Here is a 26,395-nt window from a genome sequence, read left to right as displayed (position 1 = left end):
AAAAAGGTGTGCATCACACTGCTTTGCCTATATTCAAACAATATAGGCAAAAGGCACTCATTAATTTGTGCAATAAAAATCGTAGGGAAAAACCACAGAAGCACTGTTTTCTGGGCCATTTAAAACAACATATCCTGCTTTTAAAACACATTGGCCGATGGGTGAGGTTTGCAAGGCATAATAGGGTGTCGAGTATACGGTTGCACTGATTGTCAAAGGAGCCGGAGTACAAGGTATGTTGTCTATAAATTGAGGTCCTTTTCCACCCATCAGGGTAAGCGATTTATTTAATCCAAGTTCATTAGAAGTTACATTAAATGCAACATTTTGATCAAATGGTATTGGTGGTGTTGCAACGGCAACTTGCACCTTACAACTCATATCTCCATCTGCATAAGCAGGAAGAAAAACAAATAAGTTGATGAGAGAAAGACTGGTCATCATTATTTTTTTCAACATAAAAACTCCTAATTTGAATAGAATTGAGACTTATTGATGAGCTATTAAATTGAACAGGCTGTTAGAATGATTTATTTTTAAAAGATACCTGTACGAATGTAAATAACATGTACCATAACATAGGTGAAAAATCTATCAATTTAGAGAAAAAAACAATGAAAAGTTAATTTTAAGAGCAATTAGAGAGGAAACTTCATACGCTTAATGAATAAAATGCTTTTAAACCAGTAATTTTTTTGAACCTGCTCCTGAAGTTAAATTAGAATGTGTGGGATAGAATAAATAAAGAGAAATAATGACACAGACCATTTCTAAAAACCGACAATTTGTTCCACTTATTCTGATGATTATTATTGGAATGACGAGTATCATTCCAGCATATGCGGTTTTACCTAATCATCAGCAACCCACTCGAGCATTAGCTCCTTCTATTCAATTCAAACCCCATCGTGAAATTGTTGTATTAATCCATGGTTTAATGCGTACCTCGCTTAGTATGTGGCCACTAAAAAATTATCTAATTCGACAAGGCTATGAAGTTTATTCCTATAGTTATCCCTCTCCAAAATACAGCATTCAAGAACATGGTAGCTATTTAAGTCGATTTATTAAAAACTTATTAGAAAAAAATCCAGGTGTTCGAATCAATTTTGTTACTCATAGTCTTGGTGGGATTATTACCCGAGAAGCATTATCTACCTTATCCAAAAAACAATTAAAAAATATAGGTAGTCTCATTATGTTGGCACCACCCAATCAAGGATCAAAATTGGCAAAACTGTCTATAACGATGTTTCCCATGCTCACTTCTCCAATAAAGCCATTATCTGAATTAAGTTCAGATCGATCGTCATATGTTCATCATGTGCCTGTGCCAAACATTAAAATAGGAATAATAGCAGGGCGATATGATGCGAAAGTTCCCCCTGAGTGTGCTCGTTTAGAAGGCTATGAACCGGTTATCGTGAACTCCAATCATACTTTTATTATGAATAACACAAAAACAAGACAATTAATTATGAGTTTTTTGAAGACAGGGACTTTTGTTGAGGTTGCTAAACGATAATTTAGCATAGTATAAAGTTACCAGATTGCCATAGCCATGTTCAAAGCTTCTTCTTCTGGTTCTGCACCCCAATCATAATCTGTTCCTTCATGATAACCTAGAAACATGGAACCCAAGGTACGGATTATAAAAATAACCGGATGAATGGCAATACTGACTAAGCTAAGTGCAGTACCGACTATATCATCAACTAGATTTAAAACATGCTCTGGTAAACTGAACCAAAAAAAGGGATTTAAAAGAAAAAAAGGGGTAATTAACACACGGATTAAGAATGCGGTGAAGTCATATAGAGCGCGTAGTACATGACAGAAAAAGCTTGTAAAGGCATCGAGATGAAAACCTAAATTATAATAAGGATAAAATTTAAATTCCGCATAAATTGCGGCAGCTGCCGTTCGTGTAGCGTTAAAAAAAGTGCTCAGAATGATTCTCCTGAGGGACAACAGGCGCCCATCTTATCCCATTTTTCATTAGGGCGCTACTGTTTGCTTCCACGTAATAAACTTTTTTTTACAAGTTGAAACAAGTACTTAAACGAAGGAAACTTCGAAAGAAATCCAGTATTAAAGTAGATAAAATTGATTGCTTATTATTCCGGACAAAATGGTATAACGGAAAGATTTATACTGTTAATCGCGCGGATGGAGTATGTGTTTTCTCCAAAATAAGTTCGGTAATTGTTTTACTCAACAGGTCACGAACACCTTGTTTTTTTTCTGAAGCAAGGTCAGTGAACAAATCTTTATACACTTCATGCTCATCGCTATGGGTACTTTGACAAAAGCCATTGATTTCTCGAAGATGTTCTTTCAAGTACACGATGGAATTTACATTTTCATTATTGGGCAATACACATTGAAATTCATTTTCAAGCTCTTCAGCTTTTGCATAGGTTGCTAAGAGTAATAAGGTATCAAATACATCAAGACGATTTGTTCTCTCGGAGATATCCGGAGTTTTTGCAAAGAGTTCCCGCGTATGATCGATAAATTGTTCTACTTTATTTCTCTCTCGTGTGATTTTTTTCAGCAAACGAGTGTTCATGGTTCCTCCTGATCTAAAAAGACCGAATTATATCGCATTAACTTTGCACTCTATACATTATAGTTGCAAATTGTTTATTAAATGAATTCCGTTGAATGGGTTTTTATCTGTTTGGTTTCGGATTCAGAGATGATATGTTCGACCATCAAATCAATGTTTTCATGAATCAAACACTCTTTTTGAACTGTTTTCAAAGTTCCAAGTTGCCCATACAATATAAGCATTTGCAACAAGGTTTTCTCGGTTTTATTTTCTTCAATTTTATGTTTGAGTTGTTCGGGGTCAAGAATTTCCATCCTGATCTGACCCATGGGTTCTTTTTTGACCACTAAACAAGGCAATTTATTTTCACCTTGTAGGACAATTTTAAAGCCATGATCCATGACAGCAAATAATGAATCTATCTGAAATTCAGGTTGTTTTAATCTATCTAAAAAAAGATGTTGATCGTTTTTAGCTCTAACGTTAACTCGTGCTTTATTGAAAAAAGAAGCTAAATACATCAAAGAACCTTGATCATGATGAATTGTGAGTGTCTTTTCTCCATGTGTATCTACAGTAGCAATCAAAGGAGGAGTTACGCCACGGGGTACATTAGTATTATAAAAAGCAATGGTAGAATTGGGGGTGCAACCCATTACTAAATTGAGACTTGCGGTTTTGTGCATATGGAGTAAGCTGGTTGTGTTAACATATCTTCCTTTATCTGCTGAACCGCTTTCTTCTTGTTTTGCTCGATCATAAGAGCGTTTAACAACTTGGGAAACATCATCTAAACAAGCACAAACTACAACAGAATTATTATTTTTTTCTACTAAAGCCTTTTGTGAGGATTTATAGGTCACGCCATCAATAATTACATTGGGTCGTTTGTCTTTTTGAGCTAATATACGTTCTTCTACAAGCTCACTAATTAAGTAGGCGCTGTCTTGGGTGCGAATAAAGGCCTGTTCTGTTTCCTGTTTTTCAAAATCTTCTGTAAATGGTAGAAATATACCTCGATAATCATCTGTAGCCAAGGACACATAATCCTTTCGGTTTTCTTTAGTAATATACAGATTGGAGATAGTACTTTTACCGCTCGCTGCTGGGCCCAAAAAAACAAAATCACGATTATCACTCAATGAATAAACGGATTTTTTCTCCAGTTTATACTTTTGCGCAAAAGGGTCTAAGTTCTTATCCAAAAACATGGACATTTTTTTATTGACCAGTTGTTTTTGAACTTTATTTTTTTCCATTATTAAAAAAGATTCGAATTTGGATTCGTATTCAATGCTGTCCGTGCTTAAAGTAGGGTGTAATTGTTGTATTCTTTTTTGAGCCTTATTAATACAATTTTGATGTAGTTCTTTCTCATTAAGTGACTCAGAAATTTTTGACCAATCGATTATGAGCGAATAGCTTAGGTCTGCATCCATGATATCATGAAATAATTTTTGTGCGAGGGTGTTTACCTCTTCGGTATCCACTCGATAATCGGTAATTAATCGCGCAGCAAGATGAAGCATCAAAGCGGTTTGCATTCTGGGGACTAGCACATCAGTCAGCCACTCTTCATGAGCGATATTAGCATGTCTTAATTGTTCCTGAATGTCACCTTCCATAAAATGAGGTTGTAATATACGATTGTACGTTTCCTGCAACACTCTTTCCCGAGGGCTCCATCGATTAAAATCCTTCAGTGTTAAAATATGCCTCATATTGAAGTGAGCTAAAGCAGCTTCCCTTACCTCACTTAATCGCCCAGGAACCAACTTAAATGAACCCTCAGGAAGTTGTAGCTTTTCACCAGATAATTTAGGGGATTCCACTTCTGGTCTTAATGATTCTAAGGAAAGCATTTTATGACCTGAACGAACGTGTCGTGTGATTCTTATGCTGGGGAGTTTTGTTGAAGGGTTTAATTGAGCGGCTGAACCGGATTTCAATTGATGAGAATGCAAAATATCAAGTAATGGCTTTTCCTCGGATGAATGAGGTGTGGTATATTCCTGTTTAAGCGGAGTGGGTAATTTCACTGTAGTTTTAGACGAAGATCCATCATGCTTTTTGTTATAAAATTTAATGCCGGAGCTAATTATTTCTCGAGTAAACTCACTAACTCTTTGAACTTCTTCATCTAAGTTCCCAGGAATAACATCAAGTATTTCGTTATTACGATTATAAAGGATGGTCATGACATAGTCTTGAGGATTGACATGGGTGTAAGCTATTTCACCCAACTTTGTCTTTCCTACAATTTCTGCAAAAGGTTGTGAATGAAATGATTCCTTACCACGAACAATATAGAGAATCTTTACCTCGTTCATACCACCAAATTTAAGTGCGACATCAAATTTATCCGTAACTGAGCGTGTTCCGTCCACGCCTGTAGTTGCTAATGTTGAAGCTGTTCCAGAACGTATTTCATGTTTCTTAATATTATTTTCTTGGCCAGATAATAAATGACTGTCAGCGGTATATTCACCAGTACGGGTCATTTTTTTTGCAAAAAGAACCGTTTCCTCTACAGAGTCAGAGAAATAACCTCCTCTAAACACCACAGGGGCTTGAGTCATAAATAATTTATCATTTTGATAACTTCGCACTGTATAATAATGATGAACATCATTTTTGAGAGACGTTGTAAGTCGCATTTTAAGCTGCTCTCTAAAAACAATATGGGCAGGAATAATAAAACCTGATTTATCGGTTAGAAAAGAACGATCATTTTTATTTTTTATATCGCGGACTGAAACAAAATCTCTATCATTAACTAATCCACTGACTAACTCCATCAAATGCAATTTCCAAACTTTTTCTCCATCACTACTGTCGGCAATGTATTGAGTTAGCTTTTCTCCAGAAGAGTTGAGTATGATCTTTTTGATGAACTGTTCAAAATTACCTGCCGTCGAAGGGAAATCATCTCCCGGTTTTAAAAGCGGCGTGCTGTTATAAAGACTTTTAAGCTTTTTTAAATGCACTTGTAAAAGCTCTATTTTTTTATCTAGTTCCTGGTCTTTTGCATTTGGATTCTCATCAAGGGTAGCGATTAGTGCTGTCATTTCCTTCATTAAAGCACCAACATCCTCAATTTCTTTTTTAAATTCCTCATTTATTTCTTCATGTTTTGTCAATTGTTTAATCCAGCTATCCATGGCGTGGTTATAACGTTGACATGCTCCTGAGACCAAGAGATCTTTTAAGCGATCTAAATTTCCTTGATTTAACCATTGGTAAAGATTAAATTTATATCGCTCATCCTTAACCAAATCGGCCGCGGGTAAATGAGATAAAAATAAGCTTGTACCGACATCACTTTCTAAAAAAGCGATACCCTTCTCTTTTAATGATCCAGTATTCAGTGCAATAGCCCCGGTATGACCCCTTTGAGATGTGATTTTCAACAGCTCCGGTAAATGACTTTTTAGTTCTTCCTCAGTGGTTTGTTCGTCCAAAGTAAAAGGACACTCACTGAAAGGGATTGATGCAGTCAGTTCATTCCCGGCGAGATCAACGACCGTATAGCTCAACTCATTTGAAAGTAAGGTGACATACAATATATTTGTTTGTAATGGTTTTTTCGGTGGCTGTAAACTTAGATCATAGCTTATTGCTTGGAAAAAATTTGCTAGGGATTTACTTTCGATTTCTTTAGGTACTTCAACGTGATGGTTTTTTATCCTGCCATTATTGTACTCTGCGGCAAGATATTGGGTAAATGACTGAAGAAAAGATTCATATAATGGTTCATTTGCCATGTACGTTATGAGCTGATAATAATCATCTTCTTCCGTTATTTTGTTGAAATCAGGAAAGCTTGTGTCTAATTTGTTTTGTACATATAAGAATTCAGTAAATAATTCATCGAATTGCTCAACAGTGATAATTCCTGCCAATTTTAAATGCTCTAGACTTAGTTCTTTCGATTTATTACGGGTTATATGTAGTGCAAATTTTTGTACAAAAAGGGAATAACGTGGATTATTCTGTAATTTCTCAATAGCATTTTGTAAACACTGTTGATGAAATACATCTTCTCCTATGCTCTGAATTATTTCATTTTGAATATCAATTTTTTGGTTTTGAGCATCTTGAAGAATGGCCAGAGCAACCTCTGGAGCGATATTATCCCATTGGTAGACTATCGCTTCTCTTATTTGCTGTGAATAACTCGTAGCAGATAAACCAATTGCACTGCGTAAAGTACGATGATGTTCATATCGCGGGAGGTCGCTAGAAGTCAAAGAGTCGAAGTTTATACGTTGCTTTGAGTATATTCTCGGCATAATTCTACCAACGTGTGCAATTAATAGACTAACAATTTAGCATAATATTATTAAGATTTTATTAATATAGACCTTTTTCGAGGAGTAGAGGCAATGGCTAAAGGAGTTGGTAAAAAAGATTGTGGTTCAATAGGTTGCGGTGCTTATCAAAAGCTACTGTTTAATGAGTAAGACGGGGATTTTGGAAATTCGCATGACATCCCCTGCAACACTTCCGGTTAGCAAATGATGAATTCTACTACGACCATGAGTGCCTATTACAATTAAATCAGCAGAGAACGCAGTTGCTTCCTCAACAAGTTTTTCCGCAATTTGTGATTTAGAAGGAGTTAATTGGGTGAGTTTCATTTCAAACTCAATTTTCGAACGACTAAGAATTTTTTTCATTGAGTTTAAAACTTCCTGTCCTTGTTTTTTTGTTAACTCAACAAAGGAGTCCCGATCAACATCCCCTTCATACAGAGTATCAATGATATGAACCACACATAGCTTGGAATTTTGATTCTTCGCAAGTTTAATGGCTTCTTTTAATGCTAGAGTGGATGAATTAGAATCATCAACGGGTACTATAATTTTTTTGTACATATCTGAGACTCTTACCAGTATTATATATTTAATAATACATTAGCTTTGCTTGCTTGCAATCATTCCTCTTGTTTATCTTTAATTCTTTATAATTTTTTGCAGTTATATCGTGTTTATACCCTCTATGAGTCAGGCCGTCTAACCCAATTGATGAGCCACTTGCCTTCATTGGTTTTTTCAAGACAGACGATTGTTCCTGGTATTAAGGCAATAATAGACCGTTCTTCATCTAGAAGTACTAGTTTACCAATTAATTTGCCCATAAAAGGCATATGCCCGACCAGCATGAGGTCATGAGTTTGTTGATTTATTTCGTTGGCTATAGGGTTTACATCATCAAGTGGTGATAGTCCATGGTGCAATTCAATTGTTTTGGAAAGATTTGAAGCTAATATTGCTGCAGTTTGTTCTGCTCTATGTTTACCACTATGAAATAAATGGGCGATTTCTATTTTTTGTCGAGCAATAAAATGACCTAAGTTCTCAATATCAGCAGTTCCTGTTTTACTCAGGGACTGTTGCGGATCAATTTCTTTTTTTAGACTTTCTCCATGCTGCACGAGATAGATTTTCATGGCGGCTCCTTGCTACCCGAAATTTTAGTCTAATTATAGTCTAATGAAATTAGACCTTAAAGCATCACGGTTATCTATAAAAAGAAAAGAACAATTTAGTCGGACGAAGAGTTCAGATGAATTTTGAACGTATTTTCAAGAAGATTATTTATCTATTATGGTTTGTTTATGACATCTATATATAATTTTTCCTGTAGCAATCTCAATGATTTCTCCTTCTGCCCCTGAATGCTCTAAATCACATTTTTCAGTCAGAAGTATCGTTAAAGATTCAATATTTGCTCCAGTTGTTGAGGAAATAATTGTATCCTCAATTTTAATCCTGGCTTCATAAGGATCGCTATCTTTAGCTGAGTCCATATTCCCCTACCTCCAATATCATACCCACTATATACATTATAGTGCAAACTTCTTCGGCACTTAGGAAAAATTCCAATCTCTTTTGTTAAGCTGTTTCCAGGAGCTTAGACTGTGTCTAAATGGAATGGATGGTTTGTGTTAAACAGACACAGGTGGTAAATCAATTTTAATAGTTCCTCCCCATGCAAGTCTTAGCGCATTTGCAATAGCAAGCACATCAATTACTTCTTGAAGAATTGCACCAGCCACTGGAGTAATATAGCCAAGAGCGGCGAAGCTCATCCCAATTATACTAAGGAGCATACCCCCAACAGCACTTTGTAAGGCAATCTTACGGACATTCAAACTCAGATGAATTAATTCATCAACTTTTTTCAATGTATTTTCCATAATTACGGCACCTGCTGCTTCAGAGGTAATATTGCTGCATTGTCCGAAGGCAATACCTACGGTTGCCGCTGTAAGGGCAGGTGCGTCATTAATGCCATCGCCCATAAATACTGTAGGTGCTTTTTTTCGTTCCTCTCGAACAATGGCGAGTTTTTGCTCAGGACTTTGTGAGGCACGAATTTCTTTTAGATTTAACTGGGCCGCTAAATATCGTACTTCGGATTCCCGATCACCAGAAACGACCATTATTTTTTTAAATTGATGTGACGGGGTTAAGTGGCTGATAAAGGATTTGCCTTCTTTACGAGGAGCATCATGAAAAATTAATGAAGCTGCGAATTGCTCATCGTAGAGAACAAGGCATTCTAATCCTGGAAATTCTGGTGGAAGTTCATTAGCAGATTGAGGCTGTTTGAGTAGAAATTTATTGCGACTAGTAACATATATATTATGGTTCGCTATGATGCCGGACAATCCTTGCCCCGGTTTTTCGGAAACATGAGAGGCTTCAAGAAATTGTAGTTTGCGTTCTTGAGCTGCTTTAAGAATGGCGGGAGCTAGGGGATGTTTTGAATAACGCTCAAGACTTGCTATGGATTGTAAAATGATATCGGCAGTAAGATGTGTGTTTTTGGCAAGATAAATTTCTGACAACGTAGGTTTCCCATAGGTTAGAGTGCCGGTTTTATCAAAAATTGCAGTCTGACATGTAGGCAATTGTTCAAGAACGGTGGGATCACGAATAATAATACTTTGTTTTGCAGCCATTGAAATGGCGCTAATTAAGGTAATAGGAATTGCAATGAGTAAAGGACAGGGTGTAGCAATGACGACCACAGCAAGAAAACGCATTGCTTCTCCCGAGAAGTACCAAGCAACACATGCAAAAATCAAGGCTAAAGGAGCAAAAATTGCTCCAATTTGATCTCCTAATCGTCGTAAAGAAGGTTTTTTTTGTTCTGCTTCTTTAAGGACTTCGACAATCGCTGCATATCGTGAATCAGAAGATAATCTCGTCGCTTTAATGGTTAGAGGGGAATCCCCATTAATTGCACCGGAAATTACAGCGGTTCCCGGAGCTTTGGACATCATATAAGGTTCACCAGTCAAATAAGATTCATCCATAACCCCATGACCCTCGAGAACGGTACCATCAACCGGGCAAATTTCATAAGGATATACCACGATATTATCATCAACCCGAATATCAGCTAATGTGATGTCTTCAATTTGGTCTTTAACTTTTCGATGAGCTTTAGTAGGCATACGCTGTGCAAGAGCCATCAATACCGAAGAAGCTTTACGCATCGCATATTGTTCTAATGTTTGTCCGCCAGCCAACATCAGGATAATCAACGCCACCGCTAAATATTCATGCAGAAAAGTACCGGCGACGAGTGCAATTGCTGCCAAGGAGTCGGCCCCTAAATTTCCTCGAATCAATTTGAATATAATTTGTAACAATAAGGGTATCCCACCGATGAATATAATAATCAATAAAGGGATTTCTGCTCGAGGAAAAGCCATTATTTTCATTATGATATATAGAGAAATTGCAGCGAGGGATAGGAAAACCAAAATCATTTTCCATTTTGAAGTCGTAAGACTGGAGAGGTCCATTGTTTCTGATTTTAAAATTTTATATCTTCAATCATAGTTAATGGGAAGTAAGTATTCAAGCCTGGGTGTCTGGTAATCTAGGCATGATCCGAGAAATCTGTGTTAGGAAAACCTGGGCTTCGCTACGCTTCACCCAGGCTGCCGAGGATTAATTACATAGACTTTTATAAGCAGCAACCAAGCTGTTTGGATTGGAAACAGGTAAGTCTGTATCCGCACTCCACATAATGGCGCCTTTAAGTTGTTTACTCTTAATAAATCTACATACAGACTTAACTACCTCTGGTGATTGATAGCCAACAAATTGTTTGGCTGTTGAATTGTAGAGGTAAGAACCAGTAATGAACGAATTATTGTTTTGATCCATGGCATTTATATGAATAATCTTGTAATTCAGCTGTTTCACCAATTTATCCACGGATTTATAAGGCAATAGACCATCTTGAATTGAATATTCAGAAGCAAAATGACTGGCACCTGTCCAAGGTTGTTCAAAACCTGGAAGGGCGGTGTTGTCGCCTGTATTTACCCCTGAAAAACCACGTCCGTAGGCAGCTAAACCTACTTGTAATTTGGCTTTGGGCATTCCATATGCGAGAACTTGTTCGGTGATGGAGTCCGTTGCATAGTTAATCGCAAATTCATCTTTACGGCTGGTATCGGGTTGCTTCAGATAAGCATGAACTGCGGTATAAGGATCACTGCTTTGTGACCAGGGACCATGTAAATCATAAGTCATCAAATTAACGCTATCAACATAATTTGCGATTTGTTTAAACCAACCACCATCTACTGATTGGTTAATCTTTTCCAAATACTCTTTATTTACGGTAATGGTTACTGAAATATAAGCATCTTTTCCTAAAGTTTGACGACTGGCTTTGACTAAATCAAAAAGGTGTTTGTAGTCAGCCAATGTATTTGCATCAGGAGGTAATTGACCACCTGTTTGTAGATCAATAGGGGGTTCGAAATCATAATCAATTCCTTTTAAATTTTTAAAATGATTCATCCATGATTTGAATTGATTTAGGAATTTATTTTGATTAGCAAATATGGCTGCAAATGTGGCAGTACTAATTCCTTTATTATCGGGGGTATTTGCTCCACCAATGGCAATAATTCGTTTTGCGGTATATTTATTGGAATTTATAAAAGCACCAAAGCTGTTAAGTTGCCCTACACCTTTTTGGTCCGTGTAATTAAATAATTCTTTTTGGCCTGTATTGCCATTCATTTGTACCGAAGCACAACTTCCTTGATTCGCGGTGCAAAAATTAAGAAAATCTTTAGTCTCCGGAGGCAAAGGTGATATCCATGAACCCTCAAGAGGCAACTCACCCCAGAGATCAGCAAAATGCATTAAACCATCCCAACTGGAGGGAATTTGGTAAAGGGCTTGATTGGGATCCTTACTATTCCAAACTTGTAGAAAACTCCAGGCGATGACATCAGCCTTATTAAATTGAGCAACCATTTCAGGATTAGAAACATAAGCCAATTGTCCATAGGGGCGACCAATTTTATAAGCACCGTCATATTCATAAGGGTTTTGCCCATACATGGACCAATTGGTGGTGTATAAGGTTAAAGCAGCATTTGCTACAGCGGGAATAAGAAACACAGAGAGAGTGATTATTTGTATAATTTTCTTTAAAGTCATTATCTTCCTCCAATGAGACAGGAAGTTAAATTTTAATCCGTATGATTAATAAATAACCACTGTCAATTATGACAGGGGTCATAATGTTAATAATTGGAATTCCAATGCCTTTGCCAAAGATTGGTATTTATTTTTGGTTCCTAGTTTTCTATTGATTTTTTGAATATGAAAATTAATCGTTCTCTCACTGATCTCAAGACGTTGCGACATCTCTTTAACAGAACACTGTTCAGCAATTAACAACAAGCATTGAATTTCGCGTTGAGTTAAGTGAAAGGATTCTTTTTCGCTCACCTGATCTAATAGATGCGTCTGAATGTAGTGATAGTAAAGATGTGCTGCGACAAAGAATTCATATTGAGCTCGGTTGTCTTTCAAATGACATTGTTGGTTTTGCATTTGTACTAATAATAGGATTGCAAAATTATTATGCGGACCATGAATTGGAATTGATAAACCTGATTCCGCACCGAAGGCGATCGAGTCTTCTCGCATTTTTCGTTCTGAGAAAGTTGTTGCCTGTGCTAATTGTTGCTTTAAATTCCAATAAATAGGCAAGTGATTATTATAAACAAAATTCAGTGTGCTATCGATATTTTGGTATTGCTCCGCAAGATAATGCTGGTGCCAGGATTTGAAATTGGCAGAACACATATCATATTTTAAACGATTCGCTGAATTGGGGTGATAGGCATAATAAGTGAACGAAAAGGTTGTTATATCTTTCTTGCTTAAATAAGAACCCAAGGCATGATCACATTCAGATAGGGAGGAAGCTTGCACCAATTCATTTTCTAATAATACAAGCAAATTACTCATATCGATTCATCGCTCTATGGGTAATAAAAAGGAGCGCTAGATTGGCTGCAAAAATATAGAGAAAAAAACCGGAATAACCTAGTTTTTGTTCTATCCAACCACTAAAAGCGCCAAAAAATACATAACTTAAAGCCATGATTGAAGTACAGATAGTATACATAGACATTGGATAATTACTTCTATTGGCAATCATTAAGAGATAGCCCATATAAGTCCCATTAGCTAAGCCTACTGTAAATTGACTCGACAAAATGACTAAATAGATTAGTACTTGATGTACACGAAAAAAAGGAAATAAAAGAAAAAGCAAATGGCCTAGAAGGAGGAATAATGTCACATTTTTTAGGCACTTTTTGAGGGCATAACGTGTAATAAGCCAGCCTGAAACAAAGATCCCCAACATCAGAAATAGACTGCCAAATATACCATAGAGCTGGCCAACTTGAGATATATTGAGTCCTAATCCTCCTTTATCTAACAAATATAAAGGAATAATTTTTTGCATTTGCGCTTCGGAAAAATTGTATAAAAAGATAAAGAGCAGTATGGAATAAATTTGAGTATCGAAAAAAAGTGTTTTAAAAATTGTCCAATAATTCAGATGAAACAAGTCCACTTTGTTCTGGATTTCCGGGATTTGGATTTTATGAAAAAAGGTAAGTAAAAATCCAATAATGAATAAGGTAAAGAAAAATATTTGCCATGCATTAATTTTATAATATACAGCTAAACCGCCCATAAGAGCTAACAATCCACCTTTAATCAGTAATCGACCCATTTGATAAAAAAAGCTGCGGAAAGCCACATATTTTTTTTGCTCTTCATCATTTAAATTAAGCAAGTAAATACCGTCAGAAACAATATCATGGAGCGAAGAAATAAAAGCAAGACCCGCAAAACCGATTGAACTAATCACTAGAAAATAGGGATTTTCGACACAAAATGCCAATAGCATAAAAATTAGAGATATAAAGGTTTGAGCATACAATGTTAATTTTTTTTTCGTAGCAACCTGCTCAAGAAAAGGAGCAAAAAGAGGCTTAATTGTCCAGGGTAGCATGAATAAGCTTGTTAAAAATGCTGCTTGGGTATTATTCATTCCATATTGCTGGTACATAATGGTTGCAATCAAGGTAACAACCACATAGGGTATACTTTGAAAAAAATAGAGACTGGCTATCCATTGGTAATTGTTAGATACTGAGGAAAACACGGGTTAGTTCCAAATTGATTGTTGCCCACATTGTAACATAATTGTACATCAATAAAAAATGAAAGCCCTAAACCCTATTATTAACCGATTTTATTTGATCCCTTACTTAGATGGGTTCCATTATAATTTGATATTCTACTTCAGAAGAAACTTCCAGTTCCTTTTTCATTTTGGCAATATAGACATCCAGAGGCAGATCTTGTTCTTCTGTATTTTGGATAATTAGGTTTTTGATGCGTTCTGCAATTAATAACATATCTTGAGCACAAACTGTGTTGACTTTATATTTGAATAAAGGATTCTTATTAATATATGAGATCATTTCCTCCATGTTTGCAGGGACTTTTACCTCGACGATGGGTTGGGCGGTATATAATTCCATATAGATGCTTTCTTTCTCTAAATTAGGAACACTGGGGTTAAGCAGTCGAGCCAATTTTCGCAAATGTTCTGATAGATTTGTTTTTAAGGACTTTGCGTCCTTCAACCATGCCGCAAGAGAAAACGAGTTATCTTCCATCTGATAGGCTACATTGGATTGATATACATACCCCCAAACTCCTTGAGATGTTTTTTCACAAGCCAGCATGACATAGGAATGTCCTGGTATTTCAATGCGAACAACGGTTGGTAAGTCCTTCTCGAGCTCTTTGTCCAGACTCTGAAGAGTGGTTTTTTCGTTCTTGGAGATAATCATTGCATCCCCAGTCATTAAAGTACAAAATGCATTTGCAATATCACCACAGCCAACAGGGGCAAAAATAGCGTGTTCTATGGAGATATCGAGTAAATTATTTTTTTCCATTGTTAACAGAATTTTAACTGTAGATTCCAAGTCTACACCGCAAAGAGCTAAGTAGAGTTTAGCATCTGCTGCGCTATTAAATCGTTTTTCATATGCGTCCAATACTAGTTTACGAAACGTGGAATCAAAGTGATCTGGAGAATAGGAGTTGGACGGTGCGAAAAAAGCAGGTTTGCTTTGCATGAAAATGGAATGAAGTTATATATTGTTATACAATATTGCAACTTTTTGATATTTGTGGCAAGAATTTTAATTAATTAAATATTTATTATGTTTAAATCGAATTATAAATTTTTTATAGAAATCAATACGTTTAAGATCCACGTTGAATCCATACTCAATCGGTTGAGAAAACAAAAGGATCCTAATGTAATTAATTCAATTCAGGTTATTATTGATGGGAAATCGCATGATTTCATATCGGGAGAAATTGCGCTTTTGGAGGATCTTTTGAATCATCCAGAACACTATATCAAGAATATAAATACTCAAAGTAAAATAAATATTTGTGCTGAAGTTAAAGAAATTTTAGAGACTTTTATCCTTGAGATTAACGAAGAAGTAGTTGCTACTAGGCCCGGAGCACACGCTTGAAAAAAGTGGTTACGTGCAAAGTTACTGAATTTTTTCCATTTCTTTAAGTAGGAATATCTTCTTCCTCAATCCAATAATCACTAGGGCCACCTGGCGGTGTAGGACGTCTTGGCATGGGGGTAGGATGAAATTTTGCTGCTTGTTCATTTCCTGTAATACGAGTAGTTTCTTTTTTCCGATGAGTAGCGATCGTTTTATTTAAAGTATCAATTAAGTATTGTTCTTTAAATAAAAATAACAGATCGTCATTTCCTAGGGTGTAATCTAGTTCGCATTTACCCACCATGAATAAATTCGCATCATTTTTATCATTAAAATTGGCGATTCTTTTCTTTGTTAATGCATTCTCTATTTTAATGAGTACGTGGAATGTAAACTGAATGAAATTGAGATCCCCATTTCCCTCCGCATATTTTGCATAGGAAACAGAGATATTTTCCCTATTAAATTCTTGTAATAAATCAGAATCATCATAGAGCCTGAAGATAATTCTTTGCTTTCCAAGCTCAGAGTGAGCAATTTTCTTTGCGATAAAAATGCGTGTGTCACTTAAGTCACTAAATTCGGCAATTACTTTTTCTTCGCCTCGAGCAAATTGGGCGGTAATTTTATATTGCATAAGCCCATGAATCGGTATTGAAATGTATCTTTAAACAAACCAGAATAAAAAAATAGCATCATAAATTAATCATATTGCTCAAATATTATACTATAATAGTCTAAGGTTTGTAAAGTGATACTTGGCTGAAGTATATATTCTTATTTATGAAATAGGACAGAGAATTTTTACCCAAGGAAAGGAGAACTTAGTGAAAAAATTTGTTTTGGTGTCTTATGAAAAAAATAGATTTGGTTGTGGTAAAGCCCGCCCATTTAAGTAGTAAGCAAAAATCCGATTATGTAACACTTCATCAAGAGTATTTATTTTTAGACAAGGAGACTTTGCTGGATTATGTGGCTCCAAGAGATTATGTACTTTTATTTTACGATAAGAAAACAAAAAAACTCGTTTCAACCATAGGTGTTTCTATAATACATTTTAAAAAGGATGTGCTGGTTTATTTTGGAAACGTGGTTGTTGATACCTCTTATAAGCACTCGGGTATTATTTCATATGCCATGACAAAACACGTTTTAAAATTATTTTTATTATACCCTTTTAAGAATAAATATTGTTGCGGTTTGGCTTCATCGTCGGGTACCTTGGAATATTCTCTAAAATACCCTCCCTCATGGCCCAATCCAAAAGAAAAAACACCCCCTCATGTCATACAATTAATGCTCGATACCTTAAAAAAACTAAACATTGACAGATATCGACTAGAACATGGGAATGTAATCACCTACAACTTATCTGAAAAAATAAATTCTACCTTTCACAAACAAGCACGTTCTTCTTCTAAAATGGATAAGTACTTCAATAAGATTAATCCTCATTCTGAACAAGGGGAGCAGGTTTTTTTCCTAAATCCAATTACGATCCAAAATACAGTGAATCTTGCAGTACGGGGATTTCATAACCATTTGATAAAACACCCCAAACTTTATCACAAAATCATGAAATGTAAGGCTACGAAACCTCTTTATACGATTGTTCTTTTAACTATAACAATGATAAAAATCAAATTAATTAAATAAAAAAGGAATATAATTTAAAAAGATGAGGAATATCGAAATGACAAGGAACTAATTATGGAGCATGAGCAGTTTGATTATCGGAACGCTTTTACTCGTAACATCGGTTGGCTTACTGAAGAAGAGCAAGTTTTTCTTAGAACAAAAAAAATTGCTATCGCAGGACTTGGTGGAGTGGGTGGAATTCATTTACTCACCTTAATTCGTCTAGGCATTGAACAATTTCATCTTGCCGAGATGGATACTTTTGAAATCCAGAATTTTAATAGACAAGTTGGAGCGACCGTTGATTCTCTTCACCAGCCAAAAATGGATGTACTTGTCGAAATGGCTAAAAACATCAACCCCAATGTAAAAATTACCTGTTTTAAAGAAGGTATTAATCAACATAATATCAATGAATTTCTCTGTGGGGTGGATCTCTATGTAGATGGTTTGGATTTTTTTGTTTTAGATATAAGAGCCCAAGTATTTAAACGCGCTTATGAAATGAATATTCCGGCAATTACTGCGGGGCCTATAGGAATGGGGACGTGTTATTTAGTGATAATGCCAGGTCAAATGACGTTTGAAGAGTACTTTCAATTTAATGGGTATCATCTCAAAGACCTTCCAGTACGATTTTTAGTTGGACTCAACCCCAAGCTATTTAATCGCCATTACTTAGTTGATCCGAGCCGTGTTAATTTCGATTTAGAAAGGGGGCCCTCAACGATAATTGCCTGTCAGTTATGCGCCGGCGTTATGGGTGCTGAAGCGTTGAAAATATTACTTCACCGAGGTACTATTTATGCATTACCAAGATATCATATATTTGACCCGTATCTATGCAAACATCGTATAGGGTGGATGCCTTGGGGAAATCGAAATCCAGTACAAAGATTGAAAATTGCTCTAATGAAAAAACGCTTAAGTTCTTCGAGTCTAGAAAAGGGCGATTTTTTATCAGAAACCTCCACAACAGTTGAAAAAATTTTAGAGCTTGCTCGTTGGGCACCTAGCGGTGACAATTCACAGCCCTGGCGATTTATACTGGTTAGTCCTTCACAAATTAGAGTGGTAATTAATAATGAAACGTCAACCAATTGTTATGATTATGGAGGTATACCTACCTTAATTTCAGGTGGATTCTTGCTTGAGACATTAAAAATTGCTGCGAGTTTATTTGGGTTGGAGATTAAGTATCAAATCGAATCTCACTCAAGTACACAACACCAAATTTCAGTTACATTCCATAAGAAATCTAAAATAAAACCAGACCCATTAGCTTATTGCATCAAAATAAGATCGGTGGATCGGGGTATTTATAAGCGATTAAAATTAACCAGTAATGCCAAAAAGCTTTTAATCGAATCAGTAGGAAATGAGTTTGATATTATATGGCTAGAATCGCTGAGAGAGAAAATTTCTATAGCAAAACTCACCATGTTGGCTACAAAATTACGGATGACAATGCCAGAACTTTTTCCCATTCATCAGCAAGTATTCTCCCCCGAAAATCGAGCCCAACAAGGCATACCGATAGCTGCTACAGGTATTAATCCTTTAACTCAACGAATCATGAAATGGGCCCTTAAATCATGGTCTCGAATTTCGACTTTAAATAAATTAGGTGCAATACAAACCAATCAATTCGAATTAGACCTCCTTCCAAGCTTATTTTGCAGCGCTCATTTTTTTCTTATTCCCAAAAGCTCAATTGATGAAAACGAGTATTTTCTTAAAGTGGGTGCTGCTATGCAACGATTTTGGTTAACTGCTACTCAATTAGGTTTAGTCATGCAACCTAACTTTGCACCACTCATGTTTCAATATTATGCTGATGCCCAAACCGAATTTTCACAATTAAAATTCTCACAGAATATAGCTCTTAAAATCTCCAAAAATCTACGTGTACTTTCTCATGAAAATACCGTCTTATTTCTTGGTCGAATCGGATACCCTCAGCAAAAACAAACCAAGGTACGATCTCTTAGAAAATCTGTTGATGATCTTCTTCTCAAAGAGAACCCATGAAATGTAAGGAACTTTAGGACTGTTTGATTATTTGCACATAATTTGTTCCATCTTCACCAACGACTACCCCATGGATTTCAGTGGCAAAACCTGGAAGCACTTTTCCTATATCATCTAACATAAGTAAAAAATCAAGAATCAATTCGCAATCATCTGTGATTTGTTCTCCGGGCATAATTAAAGGAATACCAGGAGGATAGGGCAAGATCATGACAGCAGAAATTTTATCTTTTAATTGTGCTAAAGGTATAAGTTGTGTTTCTTGCCGAATAAGCTTTTGATATGCCTGATGAGGGGTCATAACTACTTTAGGTAGTGTGTCAAAAGCATGGTACATCACCTTGGGTAAATGATGCTTTAACATCAAATTATGAAGGGTGTTAGCCAGGCTTTGAATGGACATTGTTTCATAAAAATCAGGATGTGCTTGATGCAGTTGCGGGATAACGATTTTAACTGGCGCGTTTTCATCATAAAGTTGTTTGAATTTATTTAAAGCTGCCAATAGAGCCATTGATTTGGCTCGAGTGATTCCTAGGCTAAATAAAAACAACATCGAGTAGGGACCCGTTTTTTCAACAATGATTCCATGAGATGCAAGAAACTTTTCCACAATAGCAGCGGGAATACCCCAAGCATCGAGTTCATCATTCTTGATTCCTGGTACTAGAACGGTCACCTTAATTGGATCTAAAAATAAATGATCTTCGTCGACTTCATGAAAACCGTGCCATTTTTCGTTGGGTTTTAAGGGGAAACAAGATGCTTTGTTTTCTAAGGCCGGTTGCCATACATCAAAAAACCAATCGGGACTTTGTGTTTTCAATCGTTTTATTTCTGTTCGAAAATCTAATGCCAATTCAATTGCTTCATTGATTAAATCATAACCATGGGTTCCTGCCATCATCGCAGCCGAAACCTCGCAACTTGAAACAAGAGGATAGAAAGGAGAAGTACTCATATGCATCATATAATTTGTGTTCAAAATGTGTTCATTATAATTCCCTTTAATGTGGATCATGGATGATTGGCTAAAAGCGGCTAATAGCTTATGGGTTGATTGGGTTTCAAAAATGACCTGATCTTTTTGAGGCATTAAACTGAGCCCGAATTTTCCAGCATAGATAGGATGGAAATGGGTATATGGAACCCAGGCGCTATCAAAATGTAAATGCTTTACTTTGAGCTCATTTTGAATTTGTTCAACCTTATAAAGTAAACCATCATAAGTAGAGTTCGTGATTACAGCATAAGTAGGCCAGGTTACTGCTTGGGGATGTTCTAGAATTTTGTCGTGAATTGCTTGTTCAGTATATTCCGATTTGGGAATTCCTCCCAGTATTCCATAAGTGTTTCGTGTAGGTTTCAAATAAATGGGAATGACATCGACCATCATTAAGAACTGGGCAATCGATTTATGACAATTCCGGTCCACAATGACGGTATCTCCCGAAGTTGCCGAATACATACCTACTATTTTATTGGATGTTGATGTACCGTTGGTTACAATTAATGAACGATCGCTTTTAAATACATTTGCTATAAATTGCTCGGCTTCACGTTGAGGGCCGGAATGCTCCAATAAGCTTCCGAGTTCTTCTATTGATACTGAAAGATCGGCGCGAAAAATATTTTTACCATAAAAATCATAAAATGCAGCACTGGTTGGATTTTTTTGAAATGCAGTTCCACCTAAATGTCCTGGAGTGCAGAATGCATAATTTAATTCTTGCACATAATGCATAAGTGCTTTAGTGAAAGGGGGTAAAATTGCATGCCGGTATTTTTCAATGGCGAGCAATATGCGTTTGAAATCATCATGTGCCAAATTAGCATCATATTGCAAAAAATCCAAATTAAGGACAAAGTCACTGAGATTGATGTCAATTGATGCATGCTTATTGGTCATGGCAAAAACAGGTAATAACTTATTATGATTTGAAAAATGATGTAAATCATCGAATCCAAAGTCATCCCAATCATAAAGAATGGTAACAATTCGTGGATTTAAGCTGCTTACATCGTAGGCATCTTTTAATGAAGTACATAGGGTAATCTCGTAATTTTTTTGTATTAAAAAATTTTCAAGCATACTGATAAAATGCTTCTTGTATTCTTCAATCCCTTGCGCATACACAATAAGAATATGATTCATCGGGTGTCCTTTTACCTCAATTAGTTTCCAAAAATGTACTTTAGCCTATTCGACGTAAAGGGTATATTTTTTATGAATTTTAAGAACTATGTGTCTCAATAAAGTTATGGATTTCGGGAATAATAATGTTGCGGAATTTCTTGCCGTTAAATAATCCATAATGTCCCACTCCTTCCGCAAGAAGATATTTTTTCATGGAGTCAGGTAAATTTTTACATAAACCTAGTACCGATTTTGTTTGTCCGACTCCCGTTATATCATCTCGCTCACCCTCTATTGCCAGAATGGAAGTGGTTTTTATATCGTGTAAACGCACATTATGACCGCGCGATTTATAGCGACCCGTGGTGAGCAGTTTTTCTTGAAATACTGTATTTATTGTTTGCATGTAAAATTCAGCAGTCAGATCCATGGTTGAAAAATATTCGAGATAAAATTTTATTATCTTAAAGGCGGCTTCTTTTTGATTGTCTGCGTAGCGATCAACTGCCTTTTGGAGTGATTCCATATGACGCTGAAAATTCATACTCATAAAACCAGCAAGTTGCATAAAGCCAGGGTAGACAAGTCGCATCGCCCCTGGAAAACGAGAGGGTACAATCGAGATTACATTTTGTTGAAACCAGTCATCTCCTCGGGAAGCTGCTAACTCGTTTAGTAAGGTAGGGGATTGACTCGTATCAATTGGTCCTCCCAGTAATATTGCTGTGCGGGGAAGATTGGGTGAATTATTAGTAGACATGAGTGCCACGGCAGCTAAAACAGGAACTGTAGGCTGACAAACTGCCATTACGTTTAAATTGGGTGCGAGCAAATTAAAATAAGAAATGATGTAATTGATGAAATCATCTAAATCAAACGAACCTTCAGTTAAGGGTACATCACGAGCATTTTTCCAATCCGTAATATAAACATCGTATAAAGGCAGTAAATTTCTAACGGTGTCGCGTAACAGAGTTGCATAGTGTCCTGACATGGGCGCAACCACAAGTAATTTAGGCAAATTCAAATGTTCCGCATTAATTTTTTTAAAACGAATTAGATTACAAAAACTTTTCCTATCAATAAGTTCCTCTTGAACATCGTAATACTCATCTTGAATTTTGACGTCATTAATTTCAAATTTGGGTTTGTCGTATACATTAGTAATAATGTGAAAAATATAAGAGTAGCCCGATAGTCTGCGGAAATGGCTGGAACTTGCCTCTATAATTTTTTTCAACGCTTTTTGATCATCAACAGAAGCATAGGGAATGTTAACGGGTAAATTAATATTGTCAGAAATTCTGCGCAAACGTTTTGCTACAGTGTCAAAATAATCTGAATAAGGTTGGAGTAAGCGCATATTAAAATCATAGATATTGTAAAGATAACGATTATCAAGAGGATTAAAAAACATGTACGTACCTCGCATATTTTAGGATGGTGCAACGCAATACTAAATTAATATACACAAAATTATAAAATAGCAAATCTTTCTATTTTATATCCGTTTACGAGAGCTAACTTTTCGACCAACACTGAGCATAATAATAACAGTCTCGGATCTCTTCTTGGATTAAAGGCGCCGGTATCCCGGCCCGAAATGGAGCGATAAGCATTTTAGTACTGATAAGACGTTGTTGAATCAGGGTTATCAGAGTATCTGCGTTTTGTTTCGGTTTTCCATAGAACTCGGTATTCAAGTGAGTTTTTAGTTCATGAGCTTGTAAGGTGGAGTCTAGAGTGAATGCGTTCTCTGATTGCATTAATACCTCTTCCAATAAATGAGGATTTTGTGCCATATTTTTTTCTGCGACAGTAATGGCCTGACAAAAGCCATCGAGCATAGTACGACTAATCATATCCTCCCCAGACATATTGAATAAATCAGGGATTATTGTATGCGGTAAAAGGGGTCCTACCAATTTATCAAAGGGCAGGGCATAACCGTGGCGATAATGATCACGATAGTTTTGTCCAAAAAATGAATAACTGATGCTCTTAGTCGGAGAAAAACTGGGATCATCCAACGCCAACGTATCAGCATGACGCCCTTTGTAACTCAGAATACCCGCACAACCAAAATCCACAATTGCAGCGCGTTTGCTTCCATCACTTTCCACACAATAGCCTGAGTTAAGTAGTTTGGAGTTTAATATATCCCATAAGTTAAAAACTAACGCCACTGCATATAATTGGCCAAGAATTTTTGCTTCTTCTAAGGTGAGTGATAAATTTGCTCGTGTAGGCAAGTAATTGCGATCAAATAATGGGGCGGTCTTGATTGTTTCTTTTTGTGATAAAAATTCAGAGAAACCCTTGATGAATTTGGAGATGACCCCAATTGATCGGTCCTTATCAATATGTAGATGGTTTTCGGGGACAACTAGAATATCGGCAAACATTTTTTTTGCCAAACGTGGAATCAAAACTTCGAGGAAAGCACCTTCAAGCTTTATTGAAAAAATATGTTCCATCGCATCAAAAGAAGGATTATTTAGTTCTTCATGAGAAAGATACCCTTTGAATACATCGTTTACAGTTAAGGCATCCGGTTTTTTGATTAGATAATAAGCACCAAATGAGTCAGATAATATTTTTTTTTCGGTAATCCCCTTGGATAAGGATGAAGCAATTAGAGGGGGTAACTCTTCTTTATTTACTTCTATGAGTTCGATATTATGAGGAAGCTTTGGCATGATTGATCTCCCCAAAAAAATACTTAAAATCAATCGCATCCTCACTCGAATGCGATTTAAATGATAGCTATGAAGAACTAAGCTCCCATGTATTGACCACCATTAATATCCAAGTTCGACCCAGTGATAAATCCTGCTTCCTCACCGACTAAAAAAGAAACTGCATTGGCTATTTCTTCTGGTTTACCTAGTCGTCCAACAGGAATACCGCTTGTAATCTTATCGAGTACTTCTTTTTTTAACGTAGTAATCATCGATGTTTCAATATAGCCAGGAGAAATAGTATTTACTGTAATTCCTTTATTTGCAACTTCCAAAGCCAAGCTCTTGGCAAACCCAAATAAAGCAGATTTTGTAGCAGCATAATTGCATTGACCAAATTGACCTTTCCGACCATTAATTGATGAAATACAAACAATACGCCCATAATTTTTCTCAATCATGAAGGGAAGCACATTCCGTGTAATATTGAACGTACTCGTTAAATTCGCATCAATTACTTGTTGCCAATGGTGAGGTTCCATTTTTTTTAGGTTCACATCACAGGTAGCCCCGGCATTATTGATCAAAATATCAATACGGCCAAAACGCTCAATAATTGAACTGGTGAGTGATTCACAATCAGTAAAATTAACCAGATTAGCAAAGAGAATTTCGATATCATGTCCGGATTTTTTTTGAAGGGTTTGCCACTGCAATACTTCATCATGTTTACCATTTTTAAAGTAACAAGCAACTACTTTATAATTCGTTGCGAGACGTCTACAAATTGCAGTACCTATTCCTCCGGTTCCTCCTGTAACAACTGCTATCTTTTTCTCCATGCATGATTCTCCTGGTGAATTGGATATTACTTCTTTTTAATGCTAGATTAAGTGGGTTCGATATTATTCAAAAATTTATCGTAAAATGACTAGTTAGCCTTTACCTTGGCTGAAGCTGGGGTAAACCCTAGATTAGAAAGCGAAATAGAATAAGGAGTTTTAATCACTTTTAAATCATTTTGTTTTGCTATGTGGGAAACGTGATGATTTTTGCTCCAGTATTTATATTTTTTATTTCAAGGAAGTAAAGATGGATTTTGCTAATTCGGCTGTTTTTGTAGTGGATGATGATCCAGAAATTTGTCAATCATTCCGGTGGTTATTTGAGTCTGTAAATATTCCAGTACGCACTTATGAAAATGCTGAAGCATTTCTTGATAGTTATGATTCCATGCAAAAAGGATGTTTGATTATCGACGTGCGGATGCCGCTTATGAGTGGTTTAGAATTGCTCGAGCATCTTAATGCATCCAGAAATCAGCTTTCAATCATCATGATCACGGGCTATGGGGACATTCCAATGGCCGTACGAGCGATGAAAGCAGGGGCTACTGATTTTATTCTTAAGCCTGTAAATCATCAGCATTTACTGGAAATTACTCAAAAATGCCTTAAAAAAATCCACTCCCATTCTCTTCAACCGCAATCTGATTTTTATGAACGGTTAGAACGTTTGACTAAACGTGAGCGCCAGGTGATGGATTTAGTAATTGAAGGAAAATTAAATAAACAAATAGCTCATACCCTTGATATTTCTATATCTACAGTAGAAGTTCACCGTGCGAACGTGATGCGTAAAATGGGAACTAAGACTCTAGCTGAGCTTATAAAAATTAATTTACTCCATACTCTGGTGGTTACTGAGCATTCTAACTCCTTAATCGAAACGTCATAATGTGTATGAGTTTGTTAAAATACGACTCTTAAATAACCATAATGATAAAATAGTTTTAATCTGGCTAAAAAGTGATATTATCTTGTTTTTTTAGATATCAGGAATGTATTATGGCAAGATTTCCAAATAAAACAGCTTTTGAGCTTCGTCAATATTTTAAGAGCCTAGATTTGCCCCAATTAATCAAAATTAATCGAGAATATGGACCTCATTTTATTTCGATTGAAGATAGAATTGATCAACACAAGGCGACAATAAAAATTTTATCGGAGCGTTTATCAAAGCTTAAAGAGAATCAACGAGCACATGAGCTAACATTTGAAAAGGTCGTAGAAGCGGAGGCTGGGTTTCAACAAACCCTTAAGGGAGTGCTTTGTGACACGGATCAAACTGACCGATATCTTGGAAGACAAGCGGCAGGTTTTTCTCCCCTGACTTCTTATGAACATCATGCACTGACTCTACTCACTGAAATTGCACAAACTTCTGATAGAGTAAGTGGCTTGAATCAATGTATTGCGGATTTGGAGCAAAGGAAAACTGCTGCCGTGAGTGAATTAAAAATTTTAAATAAGGTTATTGAGGAAAAGAGACGGGCCTTAAGAATAGAACCAATGTTTGCATGTAAACCCAATTAGTGATTGCAAGTAATTTTTTTTGAAGGTACACAAAAGAGGTGGGCAAGGTACTTGTTGTAGTACACTCAAGTACTTTGTCTA

At 36.2% G+C, this 26,395-nt stretch carries 23 protein-coding genes; 6 read left to right on the top strand and 17 right to left on the bottom strand.

Going from position 1 to position 26,395, the window contains the following annotated elements; genetic code table 11:
* Positions 1 to 60 precede the first annotated feature (60 nt).
* Positions 61 to 459 (bottom strand): hypothetical protein, encoded by a 399-nt coding sequence (locus HBNCFIEN_RS11390; protein ID WP_182391201.1) that lies wholly within the window; start codon positions 457 to 459, stop codon positions 61 to 63.
* A gap of 295 nt (positions 460 to 754) precedes the next feature.
* Here HBNCFIEN_RS11390 and HBNCFIEN_RS11385 point away from each other — a divergent pair, with 295 nt between their 5' ends.
* A complete protein-coding gene (locus HBNCFIEN_RS11385; protein WP_182391200.1) occupies positions 755 to 1,525 on the top strand; it encodes a triacylglycerol lipase in 771 nt (256 codons plus the stop codon).
* Positions 1,526 to 1,542: 17 nt separating this feature from the next.
* Here the strand turns inward: HBNCFIEN_RS11385 and HBNCFIEN_RS11380 are convergent, their stop codons facing one another.
* The 11 genes from HBNCFIEN_RS11380 to HBNCFIEN_RS11330 form a co-directional block, all read right to left on the bottom strand.
* A complete protein-coding gene (locus HBNCFIEN_RS11380) occupies positions 1,543 to 1,971 on the bottom strand; it encodes a hypothetical protein (RefSeq protein ID WP_255464199.1) in 429 nt (142 codons plus the stop codon).
* 178 nt (positions 1,972 to 2,149) lie between these two features.
* A complete protein-coding gene (locus HBNCFIEN_RS11375; RefSeq protein WP_182391199.1) occupies positions 2,150 to 2,572 on the bottom strand; it encodes a hypothetical protein in 423 nt (140 codons plus the stop codon).
* A 77-nt stretch (positions 2,573 to 2,649) separates the two neighbouring features.
* Positions 2,650 to 6,846, bottom strand: a complete 4,197-nt coding sequence (locus HBNCFIEN_RS11370; protein ID WP_182391198.1) for a zeta toxin family protein — start codon at positions 6,844 to 6,846, stop codon at positions 2,650 to 2,652.
* Between the two features lie 153 nt (positions 6,847 to 6,999).
* Positions 7,000 to 7,431: a universal stress protein gene (locus tag HBNCFIEN_RS11365; RefSeq protein ID WP_182391197.1), complete on the bottom strand. Its 432-nt coding sequence runs from the start codon at positions 7,429 to 7,431 to the stop codon at positions 7,000 to 7,002.
* Between the two features lie 122 nt (positions 7,432 to 7,553).
* A complete protein-coding gene (sixA, locus tag HBNCFIEN_RS11360) occupies positions 7,554 to 8,006 on the bottom strand; it encodes a phosphohistidine phosphatase SixA (RefSeq protein ID WP_182391196.1) in 453 nt (150 codons plus the stop codon).
* Between the two features lie 144 nt (positions 8,007 to 8,150).
* Positions 8,151 to 8,366 (bottom strand): hypothetical protein, encoded by a 216-nt coding sequence (locus HBNCFIEN_RS11355; protein WP_182391195.1) that lies wholly within the window; start codon positions 8,364 to 8,366, stop codon positions 8,151 to 8,153.
* Between the two features lie 138 nt (positions 8,367 to 8,504).
* Positions 8,505 to 10,376: a heavy metal translocating P-type ATPase gene (locus HBNCFIEN_RS11350; RefSeq protein WP_182391194.1), complete on the bottom strand. Its 1,872-nt coding sequence runs from the start codon at positions 10,374 to 10,376 to the stop codon at positions 8,505 to 8,507.
* A gap of 148 nt (positions 10,377 to 10,524) precedes the next feature.
* The gene (locus HBNCFIEN_RS11345) at positions 10,525 to 12,039 is read right to left on the bottom strand and encodes a glycoside hydrolase family 18 protein (protein ID WP_255464198.1); all 1,515 of its coding nucleotides are present in this window, start codon (positions 12,037 to 12,039) and stop codon (positions 10,525 to 10,527) included.
* Between the two features lie 78 nt (positions 12,040 to 12,117).
* A complete protein-coding gene (locus HBNCFIEN_RS11340) occupies positions 12,118 to 12,858 on the bottom strand; it encodes a LuxR family transcriptional regulator (protein WP_182391193.1) in 741 nt (246 codons plus the stop codon).
* Positions 12,851 to 14,071 carry an MFS transporter gene (locus HBNCFIEN_RS11335; RefSeq protein WP_182391192.1) on the bottom strand — a complete coding sequence of 407 codons (1,221 nt, stop codon included), beginning with the start codon at positions 14,069 to 14,071 and terminating at the stop codon, positions 12,851 to 12,853. The genes HBNCFIEN_RS11340 and HBNCFIEN_RS11335 overlap by 8 nt, the downstream gene beginning before the upstream one ends.
* A 106-nt stretch (positions 14,072 to 14,177) precedes the next feature.
* Positions 14,178 to 15,059 (bottom strand): hypothetical protein, encoded by an 882-nt coding sequence (locus tag HBNCFIEN_RS11330; RefSeq protein ID WP_182391191.1) that lies wholly within the window; start codon positions 15,057 to 15,059, stop codon positions 14,178 to 14,180.
* 87 nt (positions 15,060 to 15,146) lie between these two features.
* On the opposite strand from HBNCFIEN_RS11330, the gene HBNCFIEN_RS11325 reads away from it, so the two are divergent.
* Positions 15,147 to 15,470 carry a hypothetical protein gene (locus tag HBNCFIEN_RS11325; RefSeq protein ID WP_182391190.1) on the top strand — a complete coding sequence of 108 codons (324 nt, stop codon included), beginning with the start codon at positions 15,147 to 15,149 and terminating at the stop codon, positions 15,468 to 15,470.
* Positions 15,471 to 15,513: 43 nt separating this feature from the next.
* Here the strand turns inward: HBNCFIEN_RS11325 and HBNCFIEN_RS11320 are convergent, their stop codons facing one another.
* Positions 15,514 to 16,089, bottom strand: a complete 576-nt coding sequence (locus HBNCFIEN_RS11320) for a hypothetical protein (RefSeq protein WP_182391189.1) — start codon at positions 16,087 to 16,089, stop codon at positions 15,514 to 15,516.
* A gap of 215 nt (positions 16,090 to 16,304) precedes the next feature.
* Here HBNCFIEN_RS11320 and HBNCFIEN_RS11315 point away from each other — a divergent pair, with 215 nt between their 5' ends.
* The gene (locus tag HBNCFIEN_RS11315) at positions 16,305 to 17,108 is read left to right on the top strand and encodes a hypothetical protein (protein WP_182391188.1); all 804 of its coding nucleotides are present in this window, start codon (positions 16,305 to 16,307) and stop codon (positions 17,106 to 17,108) included.
* 54 nt (positions 17,109 to 17,162) lie between these two features.
* The gene (locus HBNCFIEN_RS11310; protein WP_182391187.1) at positions 17,163 to 19,121 is read left to right on the top strand and encodes a ThiF family adenylyltransferase; all 1,959 of its coding nucleotides are present in this window, start codon (positions 17,163 to 17,165) and stop codon (positions 19,119 to 19,121) included.
* Positions 19,122 to 19,134: 13 nt separating this feature from the next.
* Here the strand turns inward: HBNCFIEN_RS11310 and ldcC are convergent, their stop codons facing one another.
* From ldcC to phbB, 4 genes are all read right to left on the bottom strand, one after another.
* Entirely contained in the window at positions 19,135 to 21,276 is a 2,142-nt protein-coding gene (gene ldcC / locus HBNCFIEN_RS11305) for a lysine decarboxylase LdcC (RefSeq protein WP_182391186.1), read from the bottom strand.
* 79 nt (positions 21,277 to 21,355) lie between these two features.
* Positions 21,356 to 22,675, bottom strand: a complete 1,320-nt coding sequence (phaZ, locus tag HBNCFIEN_RS11300) for a polyhydroxyalkanoate depolymerase (RefSeq protein ID WP_182391185.1) — start codon at positions 22,673 to 22,675, stop codon at positions 21,356 to 21,358.
* A gap of 103 nt (positions 22,676 to 22,778) precedes the next feature.
* Positions 22,779 to 23,957 (bottom strand): hypothetical protein, encoded by a 1,179-nt coding sequence (locus tag HBNCFIEN_RS11295; RefSeq protein ID WP_182391184.1) that lies wholly within the window; start codon positions 23,955 to 23,957, stop codon positions 22,779 to 22,781.
* Between the two features lie 77 nt (positions 23,958 to 24,034).
* On the bottom strand, positions 24,035 to 24,781 hold the full coding sequence (gene phbB, locus HBNCFIEN_RS11290) for an acetoacetyl-CoA reductase (protein WP_182391183.1): 747 nt from the start codon (positions 24,779 to 24,781) through the stop codon (positions 24,035 to 24,037).
* A gap of 250 nt (positions 24,782 to 25,031) precedes the next feature.
* Between phbB and HBNCFIEN_RS11285 the strand changes: the two genes are divergently transcribed.
* Together HBNCFIEN_RS11285 and HBNCFIEN_RS11280 are read left to right on the top strand one after the other, a co-directional pair.
* Positions 25,032 to 25,676 carry a response regulator transcription factor gene (locus HBNCFIEN_RS11285; RefSeq protein WP_182391182.1) on the top strand — a complete coding sequence of 215 codons (645 nt, stop codon included), beginning with the start codon at positions 25,032 to 25,034 and terminating at the stop codon, positions 25,674 to 25,676.
* A 110-nt stretch (positions 25,677 to 25,786) separates the two neighbouring features.
* Positions 25,787 to 26,314 carry a hypothetical protein gene (locus HBNCFIEN_RS11280; protein WP_182391181.1) on the top strand — a complete coding sequence of 176 codons (528 nt, stop codon included), beginning with the start codon at positions 25,787 to 25,789 and terminating at the stop codon, positions 26,312 to 26,314.
* The last annotated feature ends 81 nt before the right edge of the window (positions 26,315 to 26,395 follow it).

Origin of the sequence: Legionella sp. PC997 (assembly GCF_014109825.1) — a bacterium.
In the GTDB taxonomy this organism is placed as follows: domain Bacteria; phylum Pseudomonadota; class Gammaproteobacteria; order Legionellales; family Legionellaceae; genus Legionella.
This window is presented reverse-complemented; position numbering and strand designations above follow the sequence as displayed.

Coding starts and splice junctions, on each gene's coding strand:
- HBNCFIEN_RS11390 (WP_182391201.1), bottom strand. CDS start 459: ATGTTGAAAAAAATAATGATGACCAGTCTTTCTCTCATCAACTTATTT.
- HBNCFIEN_RS11385 (WP_182391200.1), top strand. CDS start 755: ATGACACAGACCATTTCTAAAAACCGACAATTTGTTCCACTTATTCTG.
- HBNCFIEN_RS11375 (WP_182391199.1), bottom strand. CDS start 2,572: ATGAACACTCGTTTGCTGAAAAAAATCACACGAGAGAGAAATAAAGTA.
- HBNCFIEN_RS11370 (WP_182391198.1), bottom strand. CDS start 6,846: ATGCCGAGAATATACTCAAAGCAACGTATAAACTTCGACTCTTTGACT.
- HBNCFIEN_RS11365 (WP_182391197.1), bottom strand. CDS start 7,431: ATGTACAAAAAAATTATAGTACCCGTTGATGATTCTAATTCATCCACT.
- sixA (WP_182391196.1), bottom strand. CDS start 8,006: ATGAAAATCTATCTCGTGCAGCATGGAGAAAGTCTAAAAAAAGAAATT.
- HBNCFIEN_RS11355 (WP_182391195.1), bottom strand. CDS start 8,366: ATGGACTCAGCTAAAGATAGCGATCCTTATGAAGCCAGGATTAAAATT.
- HBNCFIEN_RS11350 (WP_182391194.1), bottom strand. CDS start 10,376: ATGGACCTCTCCAGTCTTACGACTTCAAAATGGAAAATGATTTTGGTT.
- HBNCFIEN_RS11345 (WP_255464198.1), bottom strand. CDS start 12,039: ATGACTTTAAAGAAAATTATACAAATAATCACTCTCTCTGTGTTTCTT.
- HBNCFIEN_RS11340 (WP_182391193.1), bottom strand. CDS start 12,858: ATGAGTAATTTGCTTGTATTATTAGAAAATGAATTGGTGCAAGCTTCC.
- HBNCFIEN_RS11330 (WP_182391191.1), bottom strand. CDS start 15,059: ATGCAAAGCAAACCTGCTTTTTTCGCACCGTCCAACTCCTATTCTCCA.
- HBNCFIEN_RS11325 (WP_182391190.1), top strand. CDS start 15,147: ATGTTTAAATCGAATTATAAATTTTTTATAGAAATCAATACGTTTAAG.
- HBNCFIEN_RS11320 (WP_182391189.1), bottom strand. CDS start 16,089: ATGCAATATAAAATTACCGCCCAATTTGCTCGAGGCGAAGAAAAAGTA.
- HBNCFIEN_RS11315 (WP_182391188.1), top strand. CDS start 16,305: ATGAAAAAAATAGATTTGGTTGTGGTAAAGCCCGCCCATTTAAGTAGT.
- HBNCFIEN_RS11310 (WP_182391187.1), top strand. CDS start 17,163: ATGGAGCATGAGCAGTTTGATTATCGGAACGCTTTTACTCGTAACATC.
- ldcC (WP_182391186.1), bottom strand. CDS start 21,276: ATGAATCATATTCTTATTGTGTATGCGCAAGGGATTGAAGAATACAAG.
- phaZ (WP_182391185.1), bottom strand. CDS start 22,675: ATGTTTTTTAATCCTCTTGATAATCGTTATCTTTACAATATCTATGAT.
- HBNCFIEN_RS11295 (WP_182391184.1), bottom strand. CDS start 23,957: ATGCCAAAGCTTCCTCATAATATCGAACTCATAGAAGTAAATAAAGAA.
- phbB (WP_182391183.1), bottom strand. CDS start 24,781: ATGGAGAAAAAGATAGCAGTTGTTACAGGAGGAACCGGAGGAATAGGT.
- HBNCFIEN_RS11285 (WP_182391182.1), top strand. CDS start 25,032: ATGGATTTTGCTAATTCGGCTGTTTTTGTAGTGGATGATGATCCAGAA.
- HBNCFIEN_RS11280 (WP_182391181.1), top strand. CDS start 25,787: ATGGCAAGATTTCCAAATAAAACAGCTTTTGAGCTTCGTCAATATTTT.